Here is a 21,578-nt window from a genome sequence, read left to right as displayed (position 1 = left end):
TTGTCGCCCTCATCCATCAGTCGACGGATGCCGTACTAGGCGAACAGCCGCTGCAGGCGCTGGATTCCCTCGAGAAGGGCATCGTCGCCGAGCGCGTAGGACATGCGCAGGAACCCGCTCGGTCCGAAGGCCTCACCGGGAACGACCGCCACCTCGGCCTGATCGAGGATGAGGTCGGCCAGTTCGAGCGAGGACGTCGGTGTGGCTCCGCCCCACGAGCGGCCGAGCAGGCCGGTGACGTCGGGGTAGACGTAGAAGGCGCCCTGCGGGGTGGGGGTAACCACACCGGGGATCTTGTTCAGCTCGGCGACGATGAGCGTGCGGCGGCGATCGAAGGCAACGCGCATAGCCTCAGCGGCCTCCTGGGGGCCGTTCAGCGCAGCGATGCCGGCGCGCTGCGAGATGTTCGACACGTTCGAGGAGAGATGCGACTGCAGGTTCGCCGCGGCCTTGATGGCGTCCGCGGGGCCAACCATCCACCCCAGGCGCCAGCCGGTCATGGCGTAGGTTTTGGCGACCCCGTTGACCAGAATGGTGCGGTCGGCCAAGGCCGGAACAGCCTCGACGATCGAGACCGCACGCACGCCGTCATAGGTGAGGTTCTGGTAGATCTCGTCGGAGATGACCCAGAGCCCGTTGTCCTCGGCCCACTGACCGATGGCTCGGGTTTGCTCCGGGGAGTAGACCGCTCCGGTGGGGTTCGACGGAGAGACGAACAACAGCACCTTGCTGCGCGGGGTGCGCGCGGCCTCGAGCTGTTCGACGGTCACCAGGTAGCCCTGGTCGCTGCCGGCGAATACGTCGATCTGCACGCCACCGGCCAGGCGGATGGCCTCGGGGTAGGTGGTCCAGTACGGAGTCGGCACAATGACCTCGTCGCCCGGATCGAGCAGGGTGGCGAAGGCCTGATAGACGGCCTGCTTGCCACCGTTGGTCACCACGACCTGGCTCGGCGATACCGCGAGTCCGCTGTCGCGCAGAGTTTTCGCCGCAATGGCCTCGCGCAAATCGGGAAGACCGGCTGCCGGGGTGTAGCGGTAGTTCTTCGGGTCACGCACGGCGACCAAAGCGGCCTCGACGATGTGCTCGGGCGTCAGAAAGTCGGGTTCCCCCGCCGCGAAGCTGATCACCGGCCGTCCGGCCGCCTGTAACGCCTTGGCCTTGCCGTCGACCTTGAGGGTCGCCGACTCCGCGATCGAGCCGATGCGGGTAGAAATTCGCTTGAGTTCGTGAGCCACACGTTGAGTTTAGCCATCCCCTCCCGGGAGTCGGTCAGTGGGAGCACTCTTGGTCGGCCGATCCGCTCCTTCTGAAGTCCTGACGGGGCCGCGGTGCTGCTCGACCATCGTTTCGGCGGGGCGGCGTGTGGCCTCGTAGCGAGATCTCTCGCCGAGCTAGCTAGAGTGAGAAAATGCTTACGCGCCTGGTTCAAATCTCCCGACCGGTGCTGTGGGTGAATACCATCGGCACGACCGTCATCGGAATGTGGCTCCTCGGCGATTTATGGCGCTGGGACGTGCTGCCCCTTCTGCTCTGGGTGACCCTGCCGTTCAACCTGCTGATCTACGGCGTGAACGACATCTTCGACCAAGAAACGGATGCCCAGAACGCCCGCAAGGGTGGACACGAGGGTGCTCGAATCCTCGGCTCGGAGACCCGCCCGATCGTGCTCGGCGTCCTCCTGACCAACGTGCCCTTCCTGATCTTTTTTATGGTCACGCTGCCGCCTGCGGCGCTGGCCTGGATCGCGGCGTACTCGATCATCTTCGTCTTCTACTCGATGCCCCCGCTGCGCTTCAAAGCTCGGCGCTACTTGGATTCGCTGAGTAACGCCGCGTATGCCTTTCCGCTGGTGTTCGTGCCGCTCGCCGTCGGTGAGCAGCCGATCTGGTCGGCGGCGATCGGGCTGATGGCCTGGAGCGTCGCCAAACACACCTACGACGCGGTGCAGGACATCGACGAGGACCGCGCTGCGCGTATTCACACCACTGCGGTGCATCTCGGCGCGCGCGGAGCAACGGTGTGGAGCGCCATCTGGTGGGCACTGTCCACCGTCGGTTTCGCCCTCATCAACTGGCCGGTAGCGCTGGTGAACGCGCTCATCGCCGGCTGGCTGGTGTGGTCGTTGGGGCGCGACCCAACACCCGCCACGGCCCACAGACTTTATCGGTACTCGATCATCTTCCCCTACGTTGCTGGTTCCGTCGCCGGAGCCCAGGTCGTGGCCGCCATTCTGTTAGGAACGTATCCATGAAGCGATCCCGCATGCCATCGACTCCCCGGCGCATCGTCGTGCTCGGTGCCGGCATTGGTGGATTGACCGCCGCCGCCCTGCTGGCCCGCGCCGGGCACTCGGTGACTGTGCTGGAAGGATCCGACTGGATCGGAGGAAAGAGCCGACGCCTAGAGATCGACGGGCAGCGCGTGGATACCGGGCCGGCCCTGGTCACCTTCCCCCCGGTATGGGAGGAATTGCTCGCCCGCTATGACGCCATCGGCGCCCGGCGGTCCGCTCCCGCCGAGGCTGCGGCGGTCGCCGCGCTGACCCTGAAGAAACTGCCCGAAGTCGGTCGGTATTTCTATGCCGGTGACAGCGTCACCCTGCCGGTGCCGCCGGGGCATCCGTGGCATGCGGCCTGGACCCGGTTCGAACGCGAGCACGGTGGGTTGGGACCCGAAGTCACGAGCATGCTCACCGCCGACCCAGCCAGCCCGGCGTCGCTCCCGGCCGTGCGCCGGGTATTCCGCCTCTACGGCAGACGGCTGACCACGCGGGGCTTTCTCGATGGCTTGACCTGGATGCCCGACGGACTGCGTGAGGTCATCGCCATTCACACCCTCAACGCGGGCGTCTCGCCCCGGCAGACCCTCGCGCTGTATGCGAGCATGCCGGCCATCATGGCCACCGATGGCGTCTGGGTCCCCGAAGGCGGAGTCAATGAGCTTCCGCTGGCGCTGCATCGGCTGGCACTCCACGCGGGCGCACAGGTGCACACGGGCGAGCCCGTCACGGCTGTGCGCAACGGACTCGTGTCGACGACTTCGGCGACCTACCCGGCAGACGTGATCGTGAGCGGGCTTGACCGGGGCGTGCTCGACGAGCTCCTTGGACGGCCGAAAGCGCGACCGCGGTCGCTGTCCTGCTCCGGAGTGGCCGTCTACGCGTCACTCGCAACGCCCCTGCCCGCAGGGACGGCCACCCATTCTGTGGTGCTGCCCGACGACCCGGCCGCGCTGCACCGCAGCCTGGACGCCGGCGTCGCTCCGGAGCAGACCATGGCGTTCCTGAACTATTACCGCCCGAACGAGATCTATCCCAACGATCGGCCGACGGTAGCCGTGCTCCTCACCGCGCCTGCCGACGGCCGACACTACGATCTCGACACTCCCTGGGTCGCCAACGAGATGGCCCGGGTCAGCTCCGCAGTGGGACTGGACCGGCCCATCACCGAGCTGTTCCGAGACCACGTCGTGCTCGACCCGCGCTACTTCGCCGGCTGGGGCTCCGCGGGGGGTGCGCTGTATGGCGCGACCAATCCACTCTGGCAGAGCGGCCCGTTCCACCGACCCGGGTATACCAGCCGGGCGCACCCGTGGCTCTGGCGGGTGGGCGCCTCGGTACACCCCGGCGGCGGCATCCCGGCCGTGCTCGGGGGAGCCATGACCGCGATGCACAAGCTGATCGGCCGGCTGGACGGTCACTGACCCGTCGCCGGTCGCAATCCCGCCGACCGCGAGAGTGTGCCAAGCTAGCACTGGAACAAGGATCGCACTTCGGCGCGAACTCGTCTCAGCTTTACAGTGGCCGGTCCGTGACCTAGACTGGTTCAAGGTAGTTGAATTCTGCCATGCTTTTCTGCGCCTTTTTCTGAGTGGTAAAACGCCGGAGAACGTAGAACTGCAGGGTGAATTTACTTCCATAGGGTGGTGGCTCAATTGGTAGAGCAGCGGTCTCCAAAACCGCAGGTTGCAGGTTCGAGTCCTGTCCGCCCTGCACATCGGTGGTTAGTCTGCCGACCATGAGAGGTGTAAACAGGTGGCCCGAAAAGTTGTCGACGAACCCGGTGAGGAAATCGTCGCGAACGCACGAATGGCACGCGAGTCAAGTCGCGGACCTTTCGCTCGGCTGTCCCTGTTTATCAAGCAGGTCTTTGCAGAACTGCGCAAGGTGGTCACTCCGACTCGTAAAGAGCTGCTGAGCTACACCGGCGTCGTGCTCGTCTTCGTTGTCATCATGATGGGCATCGTGTCGCTCCTGGACTGGGTGTTCGGCCTCGCCGTTCTCTACGTCTTCGGAACGCCGGGATAACTCCCGCCACCGGCATCCGCTTTTATCGGACCGCCAAGCATTACTGGCACCCGTGCCCATACACACTTGAACACGTAGAACAAATAAGGATTGAGATTTAGTGACTGAGACGAAGCACGACGATGTCGACTGGGCCACTGCCGCTGAGCAGTCCTCCGAGGACGACGAAGCGCAAGAGGGCAACACCCTCGCGGCCGACGAAGACTCCGTAGAGGCCGCAGAGCAGGTTGCCCTGCACGTCATCGACGAGAACGACGATGTTGAGGTCAACCTCGACGCCGCTCTCGATGCCCTGGCAGAGTCCGCCGATCCCGAAGCTGACGCCATTGTCGACGACGCCCTCGACATTGATTCCGCCGAAGAGGCCGACGCCTCCGTCGAAGCCGTCGAAGACGAAGGCAAGCTCGTCAACGCCGAAGACGCAGAAGACGACGCCGAGATCGACCCCTACGAAGCCTTCCGCAAGGAACTGCGCTTTCTGCCGGGTAAGTGGTACGTCATTCACTCCTACGCCGGTTTCGAGCGTCGCGTGAAGTCGAACATTGAGAACCGCAAGCAGTCGATGGCGATGGAAGATTTCATCTACCAGTGCGAAGTTCCCATGGAAGATGTCGTCGAGATCAAGAATGGCCAGCGCAAGATGGTCACCCGCGTGCGCATCCCGGGCTACGTGCTCGTGCGCATGGACCTCGACGAAGACAGCTGGTCGGTTGTTCGCCACACCCCCGGTGTGACCGGCTTCGTCGGCAACGCCCACAACCCCACGCCGCTGCGCTTCGAAGAGGCCTTCGGCATGCTCAAGGGACTCGTCGAAATCGTCGAAGCCCCGACCAAAGCTGGGGGCGCCCCCGGAAAGTCGGCGCAGCGCGTCATCGCTGCCGAGGTCGACTACGAAATCGGCGAGACCATCACGATCAAGGAAGGCTCGTTCGCGGGCCTGCCCGGTTCGATCAGCGAGATCAAGCCGGAGAGCGGCAAGCTCATCGTGCTCGTCTCCCTGTTCGAGCGTGAGACGCCGGTCGAGCTCAGCTTCGACCAGGTCACCAAGCTCTAACCAGCACCTCTTACCAGCAGAACGGATGACCCGCGCGGGTCATCCACGCTGGTTCCCAAACCACCGGGGCCCATCCGGGCCACCGGGAGAGCAGCCCCTCGGGGCAGCTCGCACATCAATACGAAGGACAATACAATGGCACCGAAGAAGAAGGTTACCGGTCTGATCAAGCTTCAGATCAAGGCCGGCGCAGCCAACCCCGCACCGCCCATCGGGCCGGCACTGGGTCAGCACGGCGTTAACATCATGGAGTTCTGCAAGGCCTACAACGCAGCGACCGAAGCCCAGCGCGGCAACGTCATCCCCGTTGAGATCACCGTCTACGACGACCGTTCGTTCACCTTCATCCTGAAGACCCCGCCCGCAGCGGAGCTCATCAAGAAGGCTGCCGGCGTCGCCAAGGGCAGCGGAACCCCGCACACCGTCAAGGTTGCCAACCTCACGCAGGCTCAGGTTCGCGAGATCGCTGAAGCGAAGATGGTTGACCTCAACGCCAACGACATCGACGCCGCCGCGAAGATCATCGCCGGAACCGCCCGCTCCATGGGCATCACGGTCAGCGCCTAGCACCAACAACTGCGCGAACACCCCCTCGCTTCTGCGCCACACGGCGCGTGAGCACCCTAAGCAATTAGTGGAAGAGCCTGCCAGGCTCGCACCACACTCTGAAGTACATACAGGAGATTTCACATGGCAACCAAGTCAAAGGCGTACCGCGCCTCCGCCGCGAAAATCGGCGAAGACAACTTCTACACGCCCGTCGAAGCCGTCACCCTCGCCAAGGAGACCGGCTCCGCGAAGTTCAACTCCACGGTTGAGGTCGCCCTCCGCCTCGGAGTCGACCCGCGCAAGGCCGACCAGATGGTTCGTGGAACCGTCATCCTCCCGCACGGCACCGGCCGCACCGCCCGCGTCATCGTCTTCGCAACCGGCCCCGCCGCCGAAGCCGCTATCGCAGCCGGCGCCGACGAGGTCGGTGGCGACGAGCTTATCGAGAAGGTAGCCGCTGGTTACACCTCGTTCGACTCCGCCGTCTCGACCCCCGAGCTCATGGGTAAGGTCGGTCGTCTCGGAAAGGTCCTCGGCCCGCGTGGCCTCATGCCGAACCCGAAGACCGGAACAGTGACGCCCGACGTCGCCAAGGCCGTGTCCGACATCAAGGGTGGAAAGATCGAATTCCGCGTCGACAAGCACTCCAACGTGCACTTCGTCGTTGGCAAGGCATCCTTCTCCGCCGAGCAGCTCAACGAGAACATCTCCGCAGCGCTCGAAGAGATCGTTCGCCTCAAGCCGAGCTCGTCCAAGGGCCGTTACATCACGAAGGGCGTCGTCTCGACCACCTTCGGTCCTGGCATCCAGCTGGACGTCAACAGCATCTAAGTATCCGCTTCACTGAGCAGGGCCCGTCTTCGGACGGGCCCTGCTTCTTTTAAACGGATGCTGATGGCCGGGTTGGTTCTCCGTGGGTCGCGCTGGCAGGGAGCACTTGCTCCTCAGCTCAGCACTCGACACCCCGCGAGCAACCCGCCGCCATCGCCTGGTCTCGGCCGCGCCCAGTCGGGTGCGGGCTACGGTAACTGGCGTAACGCGCAGCCGTAGGGGGCGCCCGCATCCGCTGAGAGGCTGCGGCAGCGGACGGGTCAGCCGATACGGATCATCTTTTTGTTGACGAATTCGTCGGCACCGAAACGGCCCAGTTCGCGCCCCGAGCCGGAACGTTTGACGCCACCGAAGGGCAGCTCGGCACCGTCGGCACCGACCAAATTGATGAAGACCATGCCGGCCTCAATGCCGTCGGCCACGCGCAGTGCCTGCTCTGGGTCGGTCGTGAAGACGTAGGAACCGAGGCCGAACGGAGTGTTGTTGGCCAATGCGAGTGCTGCGGCCTCGTCGGGGACGCTGAAGATCTGTGCGACCGGGCCGAAGAATTCTTCGTGGAAGGCATCGGACCCGGGCAGCACGTCGGTGAGTACGGTTGCGGCGAAGAAGTTGCCCTCAGCGGTTCCGCCCGTGACGAGGGTGGCACCCTGAGCCACCGCGCGCGCAACCTGCTCGGTCAGAGTCTCGGTGGCCTTTTTCGAGGATAGCGGTCCGAGTCCGGTGCCGTCTTTGGTCGGGTCGCCCAGCTCGACGGCATTGATTGCCGCCGTGAACTTTTCGAGGAAGGGCTGGTACAGCTCCTCGATGACGATGAAGCGCTTGGCAGCATTGCAGGCCTGGCCATTGTTGTCGATGCGAGCAGCCACGGCGGCACCGACGGTCTCATCCAGGTCGTCTGTGGACAGCAGGATGAACGGGTCTGAGCCGCCGAGCTCGAGCACGACCTTCTTCAAGTTGCGTCCGGCCAGCTCAGCAATCGCCGCTCCGGCGCGTTCCGAACCGGTGAGCGAGACACCCTGCAGGCGCTTGTCGGCGATGATCGTGGCGATCTGATCATGGGAAGCGTAGAGGTTGGTGTACGCACCCTCGGGGAAGCCGGCGTCGAGCATGATCTGCGCGATCGCGGCGGCCGATTCGGGGCACTGTTCGGCGTGCTTGAGCAGGATGGTGTTGCCGATGATCAGGTTTGGTCCGGCGAAACGGGCAACCTGGTAGTAGGGAAAGTTCCACGGCATGATTCCGAGCAGCACACCGAGCGAGCTGCGACGTATGAGCGCCGAACCTTCGCCGGCGAGCAGGGTGATGGCTTCGTCCTTCAGCAGGTTCGTCGCGTTGTCGGCGTAATAGGCGTAGATGTCGGCGCTGAAGTCGACCTCGCCGAGGGCCTGCTCCATGGGCTTACCCATTTCGCGCACGATGATCTCCGCAAGCTCCTGGCGGCGCTCGCGGTGCAGTTCGGCCACGCGGCGGATGAGCGCTGCGCGCTCATCGACGCTGACGGAGCGCGACCAGGTGTGGGCGTCGTCTGCGGCGGTGATCGCGGTGGTGAGCTCGGCATCCGAGATTGTGTCGTAGGTCTTGACTGTCGCCCCGGTGGCCGGGTTGATGACTGCGTAGCTGGTCATAGGCTTATCCTTCACTGGTCAGGCACCAAATACCGGCGCCGATGCAAACTCTGGTTTGTCAAAGATATAGCAGCGGATGATTAAAGACGACGCAGCCGCAGGAGCTACAGCGCGGGGCTCCCTGGCCACTGATTCTGCTCCGCATTCAGCAGTTCGCGGGTATGCGGATGCTTCGGTGAGCCGAAGAGTTCGGCGACCGAGGCATATTCCACGATTGTGCCGGATCGAACAACGGCGACCCGCTGGCAGGTTAGCGCCGCCACGCTGATCGAGCGCGTCACCATGATCATCGTCAGCCCGTTATCGCGCTGCAACATCCGCAGCAGGTCCAAAATGTCTGAGCTGTCTGACGAGTCCAGGGCGTCTGTGGGGTTATCGGCCAAGAGGAGGTCGGGCTTGCCCGCCAGTGAAGCGGCAATGTGTATGCGCTGGGCGACCACGGGGGACAGCTGGTGCGGGTAGGACATGAACGTGTCCTCCGGGCGCTCGACCCCAGCCTGACCCAGCAGGGCCAGCGAACGCTCATAGGCGGCCGACTTGGCCAGGCCGAGGTAACGCAGCGGTGCGGTCAGCTGCGTTCCGACGGTCACTCCGTGGTCGAGACTGCCGAGTGGATCGCGCGGCAGGTAGGCGATCCTTGCGTCCCGCGGCCGGTCGCGCGGTCGCGGGGGCAGCCCAACCAGTTCCCCGCCGTTGAACAGAATCGACCCGGAACGGATGACCGCCGGAGCCGGCAGCAGACCGGCGATGCACTGGGCGATCTCGAGGGCGCCGGAATTGGCGTCGCCGACCAGCCCGATCACTTCGCCACGGGTTATAGAAAGTGAGATGCCATTGACCAGCAGCGGTGCGTCGGGGCGGGCTCCCGCAGCAACGCGCAGTCCGCGCACGTCCAGCACGGCCGCCGAGCGAAACCAGTGCGACGGCAGCGGAGCCGTGGTCTCCGCGGACGGAGCAGTCGGCGCGGCGGGATCGAGCGACTCGTCCGGCGGCGTGAGTGCCGACTCGGCCGGGGGGATTCCTGCCCGCACGGCGAGATTGATCCGACGAAGAACGGCGCGAGCATCAGTCATGGTCAGCTCGCATTTCAGTAGGGCGAGAGCCGGGACTGAAACGTGGAACTCACGCGCACAACCGAAACTCTCTGGTGCATGGGGCTGTGAGCGTGTGCAAGACTCGACAGAACCCTCAGGTCTACCTAATGCTAGCTAATACCGGTTCCAACAACAACATACCGGTTTGTTTTTCTTTTTTGAGCGGATGCTCACACCCCAGTAGTCTTCCAGTAGTAATCCCAGTAATCCAGTGATTCCCCCGCCGCCAGGTCATCGTGGTGCTCAGTGCGGCGAGTGGGCCTCGAGAAACTGGTAGACCTCGGTCTGGTCGACGCCGGGAAATGTTCCGGTGGGCAGCGCGGCGAGCAGGCTGGTCGGCGTGCGCGCGGCCGGCCAGGATTGCCCAGCCCAGCGGTCGGCCAGGTTGCCCGGCGCCCGGCGGCAGCACGACTCGTCCGGGCAGAGCGACACGGCGCGGTTTGACGTTTCACGCCCGCGAAACCACTTCACGTGGGCGAAGGGAACGCCCACACTCACCGAATATTCGCCCTCCTTGGCCTTCTCGACGCGTGAGGTACACCAGAAGCTTCCGGCCGGCATGTCGGTGTACTGGTACCAGGCGCTGAAGCGATCGGCAACGTCGAATACGGTGCGGGCGGTCCAGCTGCGGCAAACCGTGGTGCCCTCGACCGCGCCGAGCGCATCGCTGGGAAAGCGCACATTGTCGTTCTCGTAGGCCTTGATGATGGTGCCCGACTCGTGCACCTTCATGAAGTGCACCGGAATTTCGAGCCGGGCGGTGGCGAGGTTGGTGAAGCGATGTGCGGCCATTTCGTAGGAGACGGCGAAGGCGTCGCGCAGGTCTTCCATCGAGATGCGCCGCAGGGTCTTCGCTTCGGTCAGCATGCGTACGGCATCACGCTCCGGCAGCAGAATGGCGGCGGTGAGATAATTCGTCTCCACCCGCTGACGCAGAAATTCTGCATAATTTTTCGGTTCCTCGTGTGCGCATAGTTCGCTGGCGAAGGCCTGCACAATCGGGGAGCGGGAATCCCGCGAGGCCGAGCGGTTGGTCGGCAGGTAAATCCGCCCGTTGCGTTTGTCCGTGACCGACCGGGTGGAGTGCGGCAGATCGTTCACGTAGTGCAGCGAGAAGCCCAGATGGGTGGCCATGTCGGCGACGAGCTGCTGCGATACCGGGCCGCCGGAATGCCCCACCGCGGTGAGAATTTCGAGGGCCTGGGCCTCGAGCTCGGGAAAATAATTGTCCTGCTGCCGCATGATCTGGCGCAGGGCCGAGTTAGCCCGCCGGGCTTCCTCCGGAGTCGCGGCTCGTTCCCGGTTGAGCCGGTCGATCTCGTTGTGCAGGCTCAGAATGGTGTGCAGCGTTTCGTCGCTCTGCCCCTTGCTCACACGGATGCGGGGGAGGCCCAACGCCTGAAACACCGGGCCGCGCTGGGCGCGTTCGACCGAGATTTCCAGTGCGGCTCGCTCGGAGGGGGCATCCGTTCGCATCAATTCATCGACGGTCGTGCCGAGGGCGAGGGCGATCGTGCGCAGCATGGACAGGCGCGGTTCGCGCTTGCCGTTCTCCATCATCGACACCTGCGACGGCGCGCGGTCGATGGCGGCGGCGAGGGTGTCGAGCGTCATGCGGCGAATGGTGCGCAGCTCGCGGATGCGCCGCCCGAGGGTGAGAGCGTCGAGCTCGGGTTCATCGACGGCGAGGGATGACAGGGCGGCGAGGGCTTCAGCGGGAACCATCCACACAGTGTCACACGATTCAAAAGTTTCCACAATCAGAAGAACAGGGTTTCTTCTGCCGGTATATTTTGGTTTTGTACCGTGCAGACCCGGCAGAGTATGAATACAGGCCAGTAACGACGATTTGAACACTGAACGCATCCACCCTCGCGCTCATCGGTTCGACCGAAGCAGAACCGTTCCACCACCATTCAGCCTGAGATCGGGCGCACCGCAATTCGGGTTCGCCCCCTGTCGGTTTCACCTACTTTCGCAAGGAGCCAGACCATGAACACCCCAAACCCGACCATTGATCAGACGGTCACCTCCGCGCCGAGCAAGACCGACAAGGTGAAGACCACGACCGGCAGCTTCGCCACCATTCGCCCGCACCTCGAGGTGACCGGCCCGCTCGCAGACCGCTACGACGAGATCCTCACGCCGGACGCCCTCGAATTTCTCGCCGAGCTGCACGAGCGTTTTGCCGGCACTCGGCACGACCTGCTCGCTGCCCGGCTGCAGACTCGAGTGGATGCCGCGAATGGTCGCGACCCCAAATTTCTAAGCGCTACCGAGAGCATCCGCTTGGATCCAACCTGGAGCGTTGCGGGAGCCGGACCCGGTCTGGAAGACCGCCGCGTGGAGATCACCGGTCCGACCGACCGCAAGATGGCCATCAACGCGCTCAACTCGAGCGCCAAGGTGTGGCTCGCCGACCAGGAAGACGCCACCAGCCCGACCTGGACCAACGTCATCGAGGGCCAGCTGACCCTGTTCGACCAGGTGCGCGGCCAGCTGAGCTACACGAGCCCCGAGGGCAAAAAGTACGAGATTACGAACAAGACCACGCCGACCATCGTGATGCGTCCGCGTGGCTGGCACCTGGTCGAGAAGCACGTGACCTTCGTTGATGCCGCCAACCGTCGCATGAAGTCCTCGGGCAGCCTGATCGACTTCGGCCTGTACTTCTTCCACAACGCCAAGAAGCTCATCGAGAACGGCACCGGCCCGTACTTCTACCTCGCCAAGCTGGAGAGCCACAAGGAAGCCCGCCTGTGGAATGACATCTTCACCTACGCCGAAGAGCGTCTTGGAATCCAGTACGGCACCGTGCGTGCCACCGTGCTGATCGAGACGATTCAGGCCGGCTTCGAGATGGACGAGATCCTCTACGAGCTGCGCGATCACTGCGCCGGGCTGAACGCCGGCCGCTGGGACTACATCTTCAGCATCATCAAGACCTTTCGCGCTCGCGGCAGTCGCTTCGTCTTTCCCGACCGCAAGCAGATCACCATGACGGTGCCGTTCATGCGGGCCTACACCGAGCTGCTCGTGGCCACCTGCCACCGCCGCGGAGCTTTCGCCATCGGCGGCATGAGTGCCTTCATTCCGAACCGTCGCGACCCGGCGGTCACCGAGCAGGCGCTCGCCCAAGTCGCCGCCGACAAGAAGCGTGAGGCCACCGACGGCTTCGACGGCTCCTGGGTGGCACACCCTGACCTCATCCCGACCGCTAGGTACGAATTCGACAAGGTGCTCGGCGACCGGCCGAACCAGGTCGAGCGCACCCGCCCCGAGGTGAGCGTGACGGCGGCCCAGCTACTCGACGTCGCCTCGGTCGGCGGTCAGATCACCGAGGCCGGCGTGCGTGGCAACGTGCTCATAGCGCTCCGCTACATCGAGTCCTGGCTGCGCGGCGTGGGTGCTGCGGCAATCGACAACCTGATGGAAGACGCCGCTACCGCGGAGATCTCCCGCTCGCAGCTCTGGCAGTGGATCCACGAGAACTCGGTCACCGCCGAGGGCCGTCGGATCGACTCCGACTGGGTCGAAGAGGTGCTCGACGAGATCGTTGACGGCCTCGAGCGCACCCCCACCGACCGCTTCGACGACGCCCTCACGGTGCTGCGCACGTCGGCGCTCGAGCCCGAGTTCCCGACCTTCTTGACGGTCGGAGCGTACGCCCGCTTCTTGTAACTCATTCGGCGTTCGCGAAAGCGGGCAAATGGATGCTTCACCCCGGCATCATCACAGGGGTGAAGCATCCATTTGCCCGTTTTTTCGTTTTCGGTTTGCGCTGACATCAACGGCAGGCGTTCCAGCCCCCAGATTGGGGGGTCGGCGGCACCCAATGGGGGGCATACACGAGCATTGCTCGTCTCTAACGTTTTGGATGGGAATAGTGAAGACATCTCATTGTTCTCTCCAAACCTGACTATTTGAGATGAGACTGACGTGAAACTTATGTTAAACCGCAAGAAAGCAATCATTGGGGCCGGGGGCGTCGCTGTTGCGTTGACCATGGCGCTCGCGGCATTGGGGCCGACCGGTGCGTACTTCACTGACACCGAACAGGGAAACATCACGGGCAACCTCGGTTCCATCGAGGTCACCAGCGAAAACACGGAACTCGCTTACACGAATTTGTTGCCCGGTGAACCGCAGACCGTGACGGCCGACTTCAAGAACACTGGGACGAACAACCAGGACGTGTGGGTGGTCTTCAATAACGTCGATGCCCTGCGCGCCATCAATAACCTGGGCAAGTACGGCAATTTCACGGTCAAGGGCAGTGGAACCGAAGTCTTCTCCTCGACAAACCTGCAGGACGGCGAGTGGCGAGCCACGAATAGCTGTGGCGGCTTCTTCGAGCAGGCGAACCGGGGCTGCTGGCCGCTGCTGGAGAAATACCAGCTGGCGTCCAACCTCGCGCCCCAAGCAACGGGAGACGTTTCGTTCACCTTTGCCTATGGTGCGGCCATGACTTCCGGAGCAGGCGCGTGGAACCAGTACCCGGTGCAGTACCACGGCGGCACGGAATTCCCCGCTGCGGCGGGTTATGGCCTGCCGTACCAGATCGTCGCAACGCAGGTTGGTCACGCCCCAGGGGTCGCCGGAGTCAACTAACAACCTCCGTCGCCGCCAGATGGCGGGCGACCAGGGACTAAATGAAGTGGCTCGGATGTCGCCGTCGGGTGGCGACGTCCGGGCCGGTCCTCATCCCATTTCGAGCTCGAAAGGCGTACCGTGAAGAGACTCAAAGGCACCGTGATTCTGTTGCTCGTGCTCGCCGCCGTGCTCACTCCGGTGGCTCTCGTGGCCACGGGCGCCCTGCCCTACCGGGCCTACGTTGTACGCACCGGATCAATGTCGCCCACCATTTTGCCGGCCAGCGTCGTGCTTGTTGAGGCCGACCGGTATGAAGTCGGCCAGATCATCGCCTTTCGACGCGCCGGCGATCGCACCACCCACCGACTCGTGGCCATCAACGACGATGGCACCCTGACCACCAAGGGCGATGCGAACGACACGATCGACCCCTTCACTGTGCCGGCCGCCGATGTCATCGGCGGAGTGACCGCCTTCGTTCCCCGCCTCGGCTATCTCGTGGTCTACCTGCAGAACCCGCTCGCCCTCGGCTCCCTCATTATGTGCGTTCTGAGTATGTGGTACGTCGGGTCATCCGAACAGAAACCCCAACAGAAGCCCGAAAGTAAACCGTCCAAGGAATCCAGGGGCATCGCGGCCGTTCGGGTCGCCTAGCTTGCCGACTGGGCTTTCACCTTGTCGTAGGCGGCGAGGGCGGCTCGGCGGGTTTCGCCGAGGTCTACCAGGGGCGCCGGGTAGGCATCCGTGCCGTATTCGGGCACGTTGGCGCGGATGTACTGCTGGTGCGGGTCGAACTTGGCCGCCTGCAGTTCGGGGTTGAAGATGCGAAAGTAGGGCGCAGCATCCGCTCCGGAGCCGGCTACCCACTGCCAGCCGAAGGGGTTGCTGGCGGCATCGGCATCGACGAGGGTGTCCCAGAACCAGCGCTCGCCCACCCGCCAGTCGACCAACATATTCTTGATCAGGAATGAAGCGGTGACCATGCGTACCCGGTTGTGCATACTTCCGGTTCGCCAGAGCTCGCGCATGCCGGCATCGACCAAGGCGAAGCCGGTGCGGCCTTGTTGCCACGCGGTCACGGCTTCGTGGTCGAGCTCGGGCCATGGGAAGGCGTCGAAGGCGGGCCGCAGGTTCTTGGTCGCGAGCTCGGGGGCGTGAAACAGCACGTGGTAGGCGAACTCCCGCCAGCCGACCTCGGTGAGAAACCGGGTCGCACTCGCGAGCGCCGGCCCGGAGAGTGAGCGTTGCGCCTCCTGGGTGGCCGCCCAGACCTGGTGCGGGCTGATCTCCCCCCACCGCAGGTACGGCGACAGACGCGACGTCGCGTTCTGGGCCGGTTCGTCACGTTCGGCCCCATAGCGGGGGAGTGATTCGGCCAGAAAGCGCCCAAGCATTTGCTGAGCGGATATCTCGCCCGGCTGCCACGCCGCGCGCAGCCCGTCGGCCCAGTCGGGCGCGCTCGGCTCGAGGCCCCAGCCGTCGAGGCTGTCGGTCGCGAGGCTGCCCGACCACCCGGAGACGGTGTCGGGGGAGGGGTAGGGCCCGCGCGGCGGCGGACCGGCCTGGCAGGCACTCCAGAACGGCGTGAACACCGAGTAGGAGCCGCCCTGACCGGTTTGGATGGTCCACGGTTCGAACAAGAGTGAACCCGCGAAGCTGTGGGCATCGACGCCGCCGGCGCGCAGCTCGGCCTTGATTGCGGTATCGATCATGCGTTCTGCGGAGCCGTAGCGGCGATTCCAGAAGACGGCAGCGGCATCCGTTTCACGGGCGATTTCGGTGATGATCGGTGCGGCCGGGCCGCGGCGCAGAATGAGCCGGCCACCGAGCGCCTCGAGCGTTGCACCGAGCGATCTGAGACTCTGGTGGAGCCACCAACGGGCGGCGCCACCGAGCGGGCGCACTCCGGGGGACTCGTCGTCGAACACATACACGGCCACGATCGGCCGGTGTCGGGCGAGGGCTGCGTGCAGCGCCGGGTGGTCACCGACGCGCAGGTCGTCGCGAAACCAGACGACCGAGGGGCCGGCGTGCTCGTTGGATTCTGCCGGGGTCAGGGGAAGTGAAGTCATGGGCTCTCCTCGTGAGAACTCCAGTGTGTACCCTGCCGCGGATGAGACCAATTCGGAGGTAGAACGGTTCGTCGCGCCAGCGTCGGCCGAGGTTCGACCAACGGAGCAACACGTCGAAACGTCGGTATATCTGCGGAAAATAGAGCTAAACGGTGTAAATCTTTGTGCGTACAGACCAAATCGTCGCCATTTAGGCAAAAACTCAATTCCCCATTCTGGGGGTTGGAGCAGGACAGACAAATTTGTCTGTCGCATCTAGTGTGTGAATCGCGGATGGAGCTGCAGTCGCAGAAAACACCACCGGACTGTAGCAAATTCATGGCCCAATACCCAGGGTTGTGGACGACCGGCCGCATCACCGTCGCGCTTACCCCGCGGCGATCACGTAGCGGGCTTCTTGCCGTTGCTCCACGCCTGCCGCTTGCTGGCCTGCGACCACCCGAAGTTTTCAGACCAGTACCCGAAGGGCCTCACCATGAACAAGCTCACCAAAGGCGCGATTGCCGGCGCCGCCGGTCTCACCCTCCTGCTCGGCGGCGGCACGACTTTTGCGCTGTGGAACTCCTCGGCCGTGGTTGCCGGCGGCACGATCGAAGCCGGCAACCTGGTTGTTTCTCCCAGCGCCATCGACGGCGTTGAAGTTGCCGGTGTTTGGACGGACCAGAACGATGTAGTCCTGAACCTCGAAACATTCGCGGCCTCGCCCGGCGATGTGCTGGTCTATACCAAGAAAATGCACGTCCTGGCCGAGGGTGACAACCTCGTCGCCGAGCTGACGCTCGATGCGGGCTCCATCAACGCCACCACGCCGGGTTACAAAGCCGACGACGCACTGGCCGCATACCTCATCGGGACCGCAGTTTTGACAGTGACGCCCGATGGCGGCATCAAGGATAACTTCTCCCAGACTGAGCGTTCAGTGACCACCGGCCCGACGGATTACACCATCACACCCGGAGCGGGAATCGTCGAGGAAGACGTCACCGTCGAGGTCACGATCACCTTCCCGAACGGCGCGCTGGGCGCTGAGAACACCATGATGCTCGGTTCGGTCACCCTCAAGGACATGGCGGTCAACCTCACCCAGATCTAACCGATCGGTGCCCGGGCGCCCCCAACGGGGGCACCCGGAAACGACCAGCAGGCAGCATCCACTTTTGATTTGCGAAAGCCGGTGATCTCTTGAAAACATTTCTGTTCGCGAGTGCGGCGATTCTGGGTGCGACCCTGCTGGCCACTGCGGCCGTGGGCGGGACCTATGCCCTGTTGAACTCGAGCGCTTCGGCCGGCCCGGCAGTCACGATTCAGGCCGGATCCGCCGAGCTCAGCATCACGTCAGACCTCGAGATGTCGAATACCCCGCTGTATCCCGGAGCAAGCAACGTCGGCACGGTCGACGTGCGCAACGACGGCACGGTGTCGCTCTCCCTTCGCCTCGCGGGCCTGACCCGGCCGACCGTTTCGACGCTATTCTCGGAGGCCCTGATCGTCGGGGTGAGCGCCGTTTCGACGGTACAAGAGTGTACGTCGAACCTCACGCCCACCAGTGCCGGCACCTTCGCTGACGCGCCGACTGACGAGCTCGGTACGACCCTGGCGCCCGGATCCAGCGCGATTCTGTGCGTCTCAGTGAGGCTGTCAGCGGATGCCCCGAGCGGCAGCCAATCCCAGACCGCGACGAGCTTTGGACTCCTGATTGACGGACGGCAGGTCTAGCCCATGACATCGAACCGTCGTCGTTCTCTGCGGCTGCGCAGCCGGTCGGGGCGTCCGGCGCGCTGGCCCGCCGCACGATCTGCCGTGGCAATTGCGAGCCTGGTCTTTTTGACCCTTGCCGGCACCGGCGTTGCCCAGGCCGTCTGGACCGCTGCTGCGGTCAATCCCACGGCATCCGTTAGTTCCGGTGCCGTGACCATCACGCAGGACGGGTTCGCCGCGCTCGCGACCGACTACACGTCCCTCCTGCTCACGACCACGAAGCCGATCACCCTGACCAACGGCACCGTGCCTGCCGCCTACGACCTGAAACTCGGTTCGGTCTCCGCGACCGCGTTTGCCGGGGAGGTCAGCGTTCGCGCCTGGTCGATCGCCGCAACCGGTACCTGCCCCACGGCGCCTCCGAGTGGAACAGCGAGCACCCCCCTGGCGACGGGACTTACCCTGAGCGGCGACCTGGCGGCGAGGGCTTCGGTGCGCTACTGCGTGCAGACGTCGATCGCCAACACCACCGCCGGCACCATGGCCAGCACCTCCCTAACGGCGCAACTGGAATTGCAAGCGCGAACGGGCAACTGGACGTCACCCATCTCGCTCGTGACCGCCGCGCAATCTGTCACCACCACCGCGCCACGCGATCTGGCGGCGGTCAGGAAGACGCACAGCTCCATCTCCTTGACCTGGGCCGCTGCCCAAGACAGAACCGTGACGCGCTACGAGGTCTGGCGAAACGGCACGCGGGTTGCAAACGCACAAAGCGCCACCACCTTCACCGACACCGGCCTGACGGCGAACACGCGCTACACCTACCTGATTTACGCCGTGGATGCGAACGGCAATCACCTGGCCGCCTCGAACGAGCTCGCCGTGTCTACGAACAAGCAGCCACCGGCCCCTGGCGTGTGGTACCACGTCGTCACCGCCGCCGGGACCTGTGTCGATGCGGCCGCCCCGCAACAAAAGGGACGAGTGCTGGCGACGAAGGAGTGCTCGACCGCCTCAACCTCACGGTTCAGCTTCGTTGCGGACAGAAACGGTTCCGAGTATGAAATCGTCGCCGCTGACGAGAACCTGGTGTGGACTGCGGAAGGCACGTCTGCCCTGTCGCTCAGCACGCAAAGTGGCCCCGCAGACAAAGCCAAGCAACGCTTCACGCTCGCCCCGATCAGCTTGGGCAGTGCCACCTTTCAGATTCGCAGCGTGAAGGACGACACGAAGTGCCTTGAGTCAGGCAACACGCTCACCTTGAAGACGTGCGACATCACGGTACCCATCCAGGAAAACCAGCTATTCACCCTCGACGAGGTGACTTCATGACCGGATTCCTGATCCGTGCCCGGATCGCAGCGGCCGTGGGCGCCGTGTTCCTGCTGACCGTGAGTGGGACCGCCGCCCCGGCCCTGGCGGTGCCGGGCGCCGAGTTCGCTCCCGACATCTTGGTCAGCAGCGATGGCGAACATTTTGCCAGCAGCCTGCCCGTCGGACTGTTCGGATCGTCCGGCCTGCTGATTCCGGATGGTTCGATGCAATCGAGCCTGTGGATTCAGAACCCGAGCGACCGGCCCGCGAACGTGCGGGTGAGCCTGCGGGAGCCGGGCGGAGCATCCGCTGATCGAACGGTCTCTGACCTTCGGGAATACCTCATCCTGACTGTCGAAGACGCCGCGGGACAGACGGTGACGACCGTTCCGCAGCTGACCGACGCGGGCTGCGCGGTACTCGCGCCCGAGCAGCCGCTCGCGGCCGGGGACACCCTGCGGGTCGAGCTCACCATCGAGATGATGAACGTGAACGGACTGACCGCTCAAAACGCGCGCGCGGACCTCGGCGTTCTCGTTGCGCTGCGCGATGCCGAGGCTGGACCCTTCGCGGCATCGGCCTGTGACGACGATGGCGTGCTCATTCCGGCCATCGCCGAACCGTCAGTACCCCAGCGGGCGGACGCTCTGTCGCGCACCGGCGTCGACCTGCCCGTTCCGGCCATTATCGGCGGCGGCCTGCTGCTCGGTGTTGGCGTGCTGCTGGTCACCCGGCGGCGCCGTGACCGGCGTGAACCGTGACGCAGCCGGCTGACGCACCGACCGATACGCCCGCTCCCAGCCTCTGGCGTTTTCTGGGGATCGCGCTTAGCGCTGCCGTGCTGCTGCTCGTCATCGGGCTCGGACTGGTGCTCGTGGTCATTCCCAAGGCGACCGGTGCGACCCCGCTGACCGTGCTGACCAGCTCGATGGAGCCGGGACTTTCGCCCGGCACTGTCGTCATCGTGCGCCCGGTCGACGCCAACGCGCTGCACATTGGAGACGTCGTTACGTATCAAATGGTGTCCGGCGACGCCAAGGTCGTGACGCACCGCATCCTCTCGATCGTTTCGAGCTCAGAAGGACCGCGTTCCTTCATCGTGCAGGGCGACAACAACAGTGCGCCCGACGACGACCCCGTGCTGGCCGAGCAGATTCAAGGTCGGCTCTGGTACGCGGTACCCTTCGTCGGCTACGTCAACAACGTGATCACCGGGGCAAACCGGACCTGGATCATCCCCGTGGTGACCGTGGCCCTGTTCGGCTATGCCTGCTTCATGGTCGTCGGCGGCCTGCTCGACCGCCAAAAAACCCGCAAACGGGGAGCGGATGCCGACGACCCGGCCCTCGGGTTACGAGACGCGGAGCACGATCTTGCCGCGGGTGTGACCCTCTTCGAGCAGTCGGTGCGCGGCGGCACCGTCGGCGAGTTCGAACACGGAGTCGACGTGCACGCGCACGGTGCCGCTGGAGAGTAGGGCCGAGATCTCGTCGAGCGTGCGCGCGTCGGGGGACACCTTGAAACCGGTCGCGCGGCGGCCGGCGGCGGCGGCATCCGCTGCCATGGTCGGCCAGCTGCCGGTCGGTGCGTTCACGAGCAGGCCGCCGGGGCGCAGGGCCGCGAGCGAGCGGGTGCCGGTGTTGTCGTGCACGTTGCCGATGAGGTCGATGACCGAGTCGAGATCGTGGACCACATCCTCGAAGCGGGTCGTGCTGTAGTCGATGACCTCGTCGGCGCCGAGCTCGCGCAGAAAGTCGAGGTTGCGGGTCGACGCCGTCGCGGTCACGTGCGCTCCCAGCACCCGGGCAAACTGCACCGCGAAGTGACCGACGCCGCCGCTGCCGGCGTGCACCAGCATCCGCTGCCCGGGAGCTGCCCCGGCCAACTTGACCATGCCCCAGGCGGTCAACGCCGCGATCGGAACGGCGGCCGCTTCGGCGTGGCTGAGCCTGGCCGGTTTGTGCGTGACGCTCATGCTCGAGACCGAGACATACTCGGCGAAGCTGCCGCTGGTGCGCGGCACGCGGCCCATGCCGTAGACCGCGTCGCCGGGCTGCAGCGGCGAGGCCTCGAACGCGGCGCGCACGACGATTCCGCTGAAGTCGTTGCCGAGAATGGTCGGGTAGCTCTGGATCGCGGCCGCGACGCCCTTGCCCGCACGGGTCTTGGCATCGATCGGGTTGAGGCCGGCGGCGACGACCTTGATGAGCACCTCGTCGGAAATTTGGCGGGGCAGCGGCCGATCGGCCAGGTGCAACACCTCGGGGGCACCGGTCTCGTCGATGATGAGGGCGCGCATGGTCTCCGGCAGTTCGTATTCAGTAGCCATGCTCCCCATTCTGCTGCATCGCGCCCGCGCCCCCGCTTTCCGGGCCCGGGCCCGGACTAGACATAGGGACTTGCTTGCTCCCTGATGAGCGATGAGGGGTGCGCCTG

General features: G+C 64.6%; 19 protein-coding genes, 1 tRNA gene and 1 pseudogene. 15 read left to right on the top strand and 6 right to left on the bottom strand.

The window, feature by feature from the left end:
• Positions 1-35: 35 nt before the first annotated feature.
• Positions 36-1,238, bottom strand: a complete 1,203-nt coding sequence (locus E3T46_RS12165; protein ID WP_134578739.1) for a pyridoxal phosphate-dependent aminotransferase — start codon at positions 1,236-1,238, stop codon at positions 36-38.
• 173 nt (positions 1,239-1,411) lie between these two features.
• On the opposite strand from E3T46_RS12165, the gene E3T46_RS12160 reads away from it, so the two are divergent.
• From E3T46_RS12160 to rplA, 7 genes are all read left to right on the top strand, one after another.
• Positions 1,412-2,254 carry a UbiA family prenyltransferase gene (locus E3T46_RS12160; protein ID WP_134578738.1) on the top strand — a complete coding sequence of 281 codons (843 nt, stop codon included), beginning with the start codon at positions 1,412-1,414 and terminating at the stop codon, positions 2,252-2,254.
• Positions 2,251-3,705 (top strand): NAD(P)/FAD-dependent oxidoreductase, encoded by a 1,455-nt coding sequence (locus tag E3T46_RS12155; RefSeq protein WP_241980689.1) that lies wholly within the window; start codon positions 2,251-2,253, stop codon positions 3,703-3,705. Before E3T46_RS12160 ends, E3T46_RS12155 begins: the two co-directional genes overlap by 4 nt.
• 216 nt (positions 3,706-3,921) lie before the next feature.
• Positions 3,922-3,994: transfer RNA gene (locus E3T46_RS12150), tRNA-Trp, on the top strand.
• Positions 3,995-4,036: 42 nt separating this feature from the next.
• Positions 4,037-4,309, top strand: coding sequence for a preprotein translocase subunit SecE (gene secE, locus E3T46_RS12145; protein WP_092448385.1), 273 nt, complete (start codon positions 4,037-4,039; stop codon positions 4,307-4,309).
• 100 nt (positions 4,310-4,409) lie between these two features.
• Positions 4,410-5,363 (top strand): transcription termination/antitermination protein NusG, encoded by a 954-nt coding sequence (gene nusG / locus E3T46_RS12140; RefSeq protein WP_134472409.1) that lies wholly within the window; start codon positions 4,410-4,412, stop codon positions 5,361-5,363.
• A 135-nt stretch (positions 5,364-5,498) separates the two neighbouring features.
• Positions 5,499-5,930 (top strand): 50S ribosomal protein L11, encoded by a 432-nt coding sequence (rplK, locus tag E3T46_RS12135; RefSeq protein ID WP_092106326.1) that lies wholly within the window; start codon positions 5,499-5,501, stop codon positions 5,928-5,930.
• A 123-nt stretch (positions 5,931-6,053) separates the two neighbouring features.
• Positions 6,054-6,743 (top strand): 50S ribosomal protein L1, encoded by a 690-nt coding sequence (gene rplA / locus E3T46_RS12130; protein ID WP_092448383.1) that lies wholly within the window; start codon positions 6,054-6,056, stop codon positions 6,741-6,743.
• Between the two features lie 260 nt (positions 6,744-7,003).
• On the opposite strand, the gene E3T46_RS12125 is transcribed toward rplA, so the two are convergent.
• The 3 genes from E3T46_RS12125 to E3T46_RS12115 form a co-directional block, all read right to left on the bottom strand.
• Entirely contained in the window at positions 7,004-8,368 is a 1,365-nt protein-coding gene (locus tag E3T46_RS12125) for an NAD-dependent succinate-semialdehyde dehydrogenase (RefSeq protein ID WP_134578737.1), read from the bottom strand.
• Positions 8,369-8,472: 104 nt separating this feature from the next.
• Positions 8,473-9,441 carry an ATP-binding cassette domain-containing protein gene (locus E3T46_RS12120; protein WP_134578736.1) on the bottom strand — a complete coding sequence of 323 codons (969 nt, stop codon included), beginning with the start codon at positions 9,439-9,441 and terminating at the stop codon, positions 8,473-8,475.
• A 264-nt stretch (positions 9,442-9,705) separates the two neighbouring features.
• On the bottom strand, positions 9,706-11,187 hold the full coding sequence (locus E3T46_RS12115) for an XRE family transcriptional regulator (protein WP_134578735.1): 1,482 nt from the start codon (positions 11,185-11,187) through the stop codon (positions 9,706-9,708).
• Between the two features lie 267 nt (positions 11,188-11,454).
• Here E3T46_RS12115 and aceB point away from each other — a divergent pair, with 267 nt between their 5' ends.
• The 3 genes from aceB (at position 11,455) to E3T46_RS12100 (ending at position 14,709) form a co-directional block, all read left to right on the top strand.
• Positions 11,455-13,143, top strand: a complete 1,689-nt coding sequence (gene aceB / locus E3T46_RS12110; RefSeq protein WP_134578734.1) for a malate synthase A — start codon at positions 11,455-11,457, stop codon at positions 13,141-13,143.
• Positions 13,144-13,401: 258 nt separating this feature from the next.
• Positions 13,402-14,073 (top strand): hypothetical protein, encoded by a 672-nt coding sequence (locus E3T46_RS12105; protein WP_134578733.1) that lies wholly within the window; start codon positions 13,402-13,404, stop codon positions 14,071-14,073.
• Positions 14,074-14,193: 120 nt separating this feature from the next.
• The gene (locus E3T46_RS12100) at positions 14,194-14,709 is read left to right on the top strand and encodes a signal peptidase I (protein ID WP_134578732.1); all 516 of its coding nucleotides are present in this window, start codon (positions 14,194-14,196) and stop codon (positions 14,707-14,709) included.
• Here the strand turns inward: E3T46_RS12100 and E3T46_RS12095 are convergent.
• Positions 14,706-16,127 (bottom strand): deoxyribodipyrimidine photo-lyase, encoded by a 1,422-nt coding sequence (locus E3T46_RS12095; RefSeq protein ID WP_134578731.1) that lies wholly within the window; start codon positions 16,125-16,127, stop codon positions 14,706-14,708. The two genes, E3T46_RS12100 and E3T46_RS12095, sit on opposite strands and share 4 nt — an antisense overlap.
• 475 nt (positions 16,128-16,602) lie before the next feature.
• On the opposite strand from E3T46_RS12095, the gene E3T46_RS12090 reads away from it, so the two are divergent.
• The 5 genes and pseudogenes from E3T46_RS12090 to E3T46_RS18510 form a co-directional block, all read left to right on the top strand.
• Positions 16,603-17,220: an alternate-type signal peptide domain-containing protein gene (locus E3T46_RS12090; protein ID WP_134578730.1), complete on the top strand. Its 618-nt coding sequence runs from the start codon at positions 16,603-16,605 to the stop codon at positions 17,218-17,220.
• A gap of 89 nt (positions 17,221-17,309) precedes the next feature.
• Positions 17,310-17,843: a hypothetical protein gene (locus E3T46_RS12085; RefSeq protein WP_134578729.1), complete on the top strand. Its 534-nt coding sequence runs from the start codon at positions 17,310-17,312 to the stop codon at positions 17,841-17,843.
• Positions 17,844-17,846: 3 nt separating this feature from the next.
• Entirely contained in the window at positions 17,847-19,160 is a 1,314-nt protein-coding gene (locus E3T46_RS12080) for a fibronectin type III domain-containing protein (RefSeq protein ID WP_134578728.1), read from the top strand.
• Entirely contained in the window at positions 19,157-19,903 is a 747-nt protein-coding gene (locus tag E3T46_RS12075; RefSeq protein WP_134578727.1) for a hypothetical protein, read from the top strand. The genes E3T46_RS12080 and E3T46_RS12075 overlap by 4 nt, the downstream gene beginning before the upstream one ends.
• Positions 19,900-20,373: pseudogene (locus E3T46_RS18510) on the top strand (signal peptidase I); the annotation flags it as partial. The gene E3T46_RS12075 and the pseudogene E3T46_RS18510, both read left to right, overlap by 4 nt.
• 120 nt (positions 20,374-20,493) lie before the next feature.
• Here E3T46_RS18510 and E3T46_RS12065 read toward each other — a convergent pair.
• The gene (locus tag E3T46_RS12065) at positions 20,494-21,471 is read right to left on the bottom strand and encodes an NADP-dependent oxidoreductase (RefSeq protein WP_241980688.1); all 978 of its coding nucleotides are present in this window, start codon (positions 21,469-21,471) and stop codon (positions 20,494-20,496) included.
• Positions 21,472-21,578 lie beyond the last annotated feature (107 nt).

The sequence above is a fragment of the Cryobacterium sp. Hh11 genome (assembly GCF_004404045.1).
Lineage (GTDB): Bacteria > Actinomycetota > Actinomycetes > Actinomycetales > Microbacteriaceae > Cryobacterium > Cryobacterium levicorallinum.
The sequence above is the reverse complement of the archived record's forward strand: the minus strand, read 5'-3'. Positions and strand labels throughout refer to the sequence as shown.

Excerpts from the sequence above, each read along its gene's own strand:
- E3T46_RS12115 (WP_134578735.1), bottom strand. The coding sequence starts at position 11,187 with ATGGTTCCCGCTGAAGCCCTCGCCGCCCTGTCATCCCTCGCCGTCGAT.
- aceB (WP_134578734.1), top strand. The coding sequence starts at position 11,455 with ATGAACACCCCAAACCCGACCATTGATCAGACGGTCACCTCCGCGCCG.
- rplK (WP_092106326.1), top strand. The coding sequence starts at position 5,499 with ATGGCACCGAAGAAGAAGGTTACCGGTCTGATCAAGCTTCAGATCAAG.
- E3T46_RS12065 (WP_241980688.1), bottom strand. The coding sequence starts at position 21,471 with ATGGCTACTGAATACGAACTGCCGGAGACCATGCGCGCCCTCATCATC.
- E3T46_RS12090 (WP_134578730.1), top strand. The coding sequence starts at position 16,603 with ATGAACAAGCTCACCAAAGGCGCGATTGCCGGCGCCGCCGGTCTCACC.
- E3T46_RS12125 (WP_134578737.1), bottom strand. The coding sequence starts at position 8,368 with ATGACCAGCTACGCAGTCATCAACCCGGCCACCGGGGCGACAGTCAAG.
- rplA (WP_092448383.1), top strand. The coding sequence starts at position 6,054 with ATGGCAACCAAGTCAAAGGCGTACCGCGCCTCCGCCGCGAAAATCGGC.
- E3T46_RS12160 (WP_134578738.1), top strand. The coding sequence starts at position 1,412 with ATGCTTACGCGCCTGGTTCAAATCTCCCGACCGGTGCTGTGGGTGAAT.
- E3T46_RS12075 (WP_134578727.1), top strand. The coding sequence starts at position 19,157 with ATGACCGGATTCCTGATCCGTGCCCGGATCGCAGCGGCCGTGGGCGCC.
- E3T46_RS12095 (WP_134578731.1), bottom strand. The coding sequence starts at position 16,127 with ATGACTTCACTTCCCCTGACCCCGGCAGAATCCAACGAGCACGCCGGC.
- E3T46_RS12120 (WP_134578736.1), bottom strand. The coding sequence starts at position 9,441 with ATGACTGATGCTCGCGCCGTTCTTCGTCGGATCAATCTCGCCGTGCGG.
- E3T46_RS12155 (WP_241980689.1), top strand. The coding sequence starts at position 2,251 with ATGAAGCGATCCCGCATGCCATCGACTCCCCGGCGCATCGTCGTGCTC.
- E3T46_RS12080 (WP_134578728.1), top strand. The coding sequence starts at position 17,847 with ATGACATCGAACCGTCGTCGTTCTCTGCGGCTGCGCAGCCGGTCGGGG.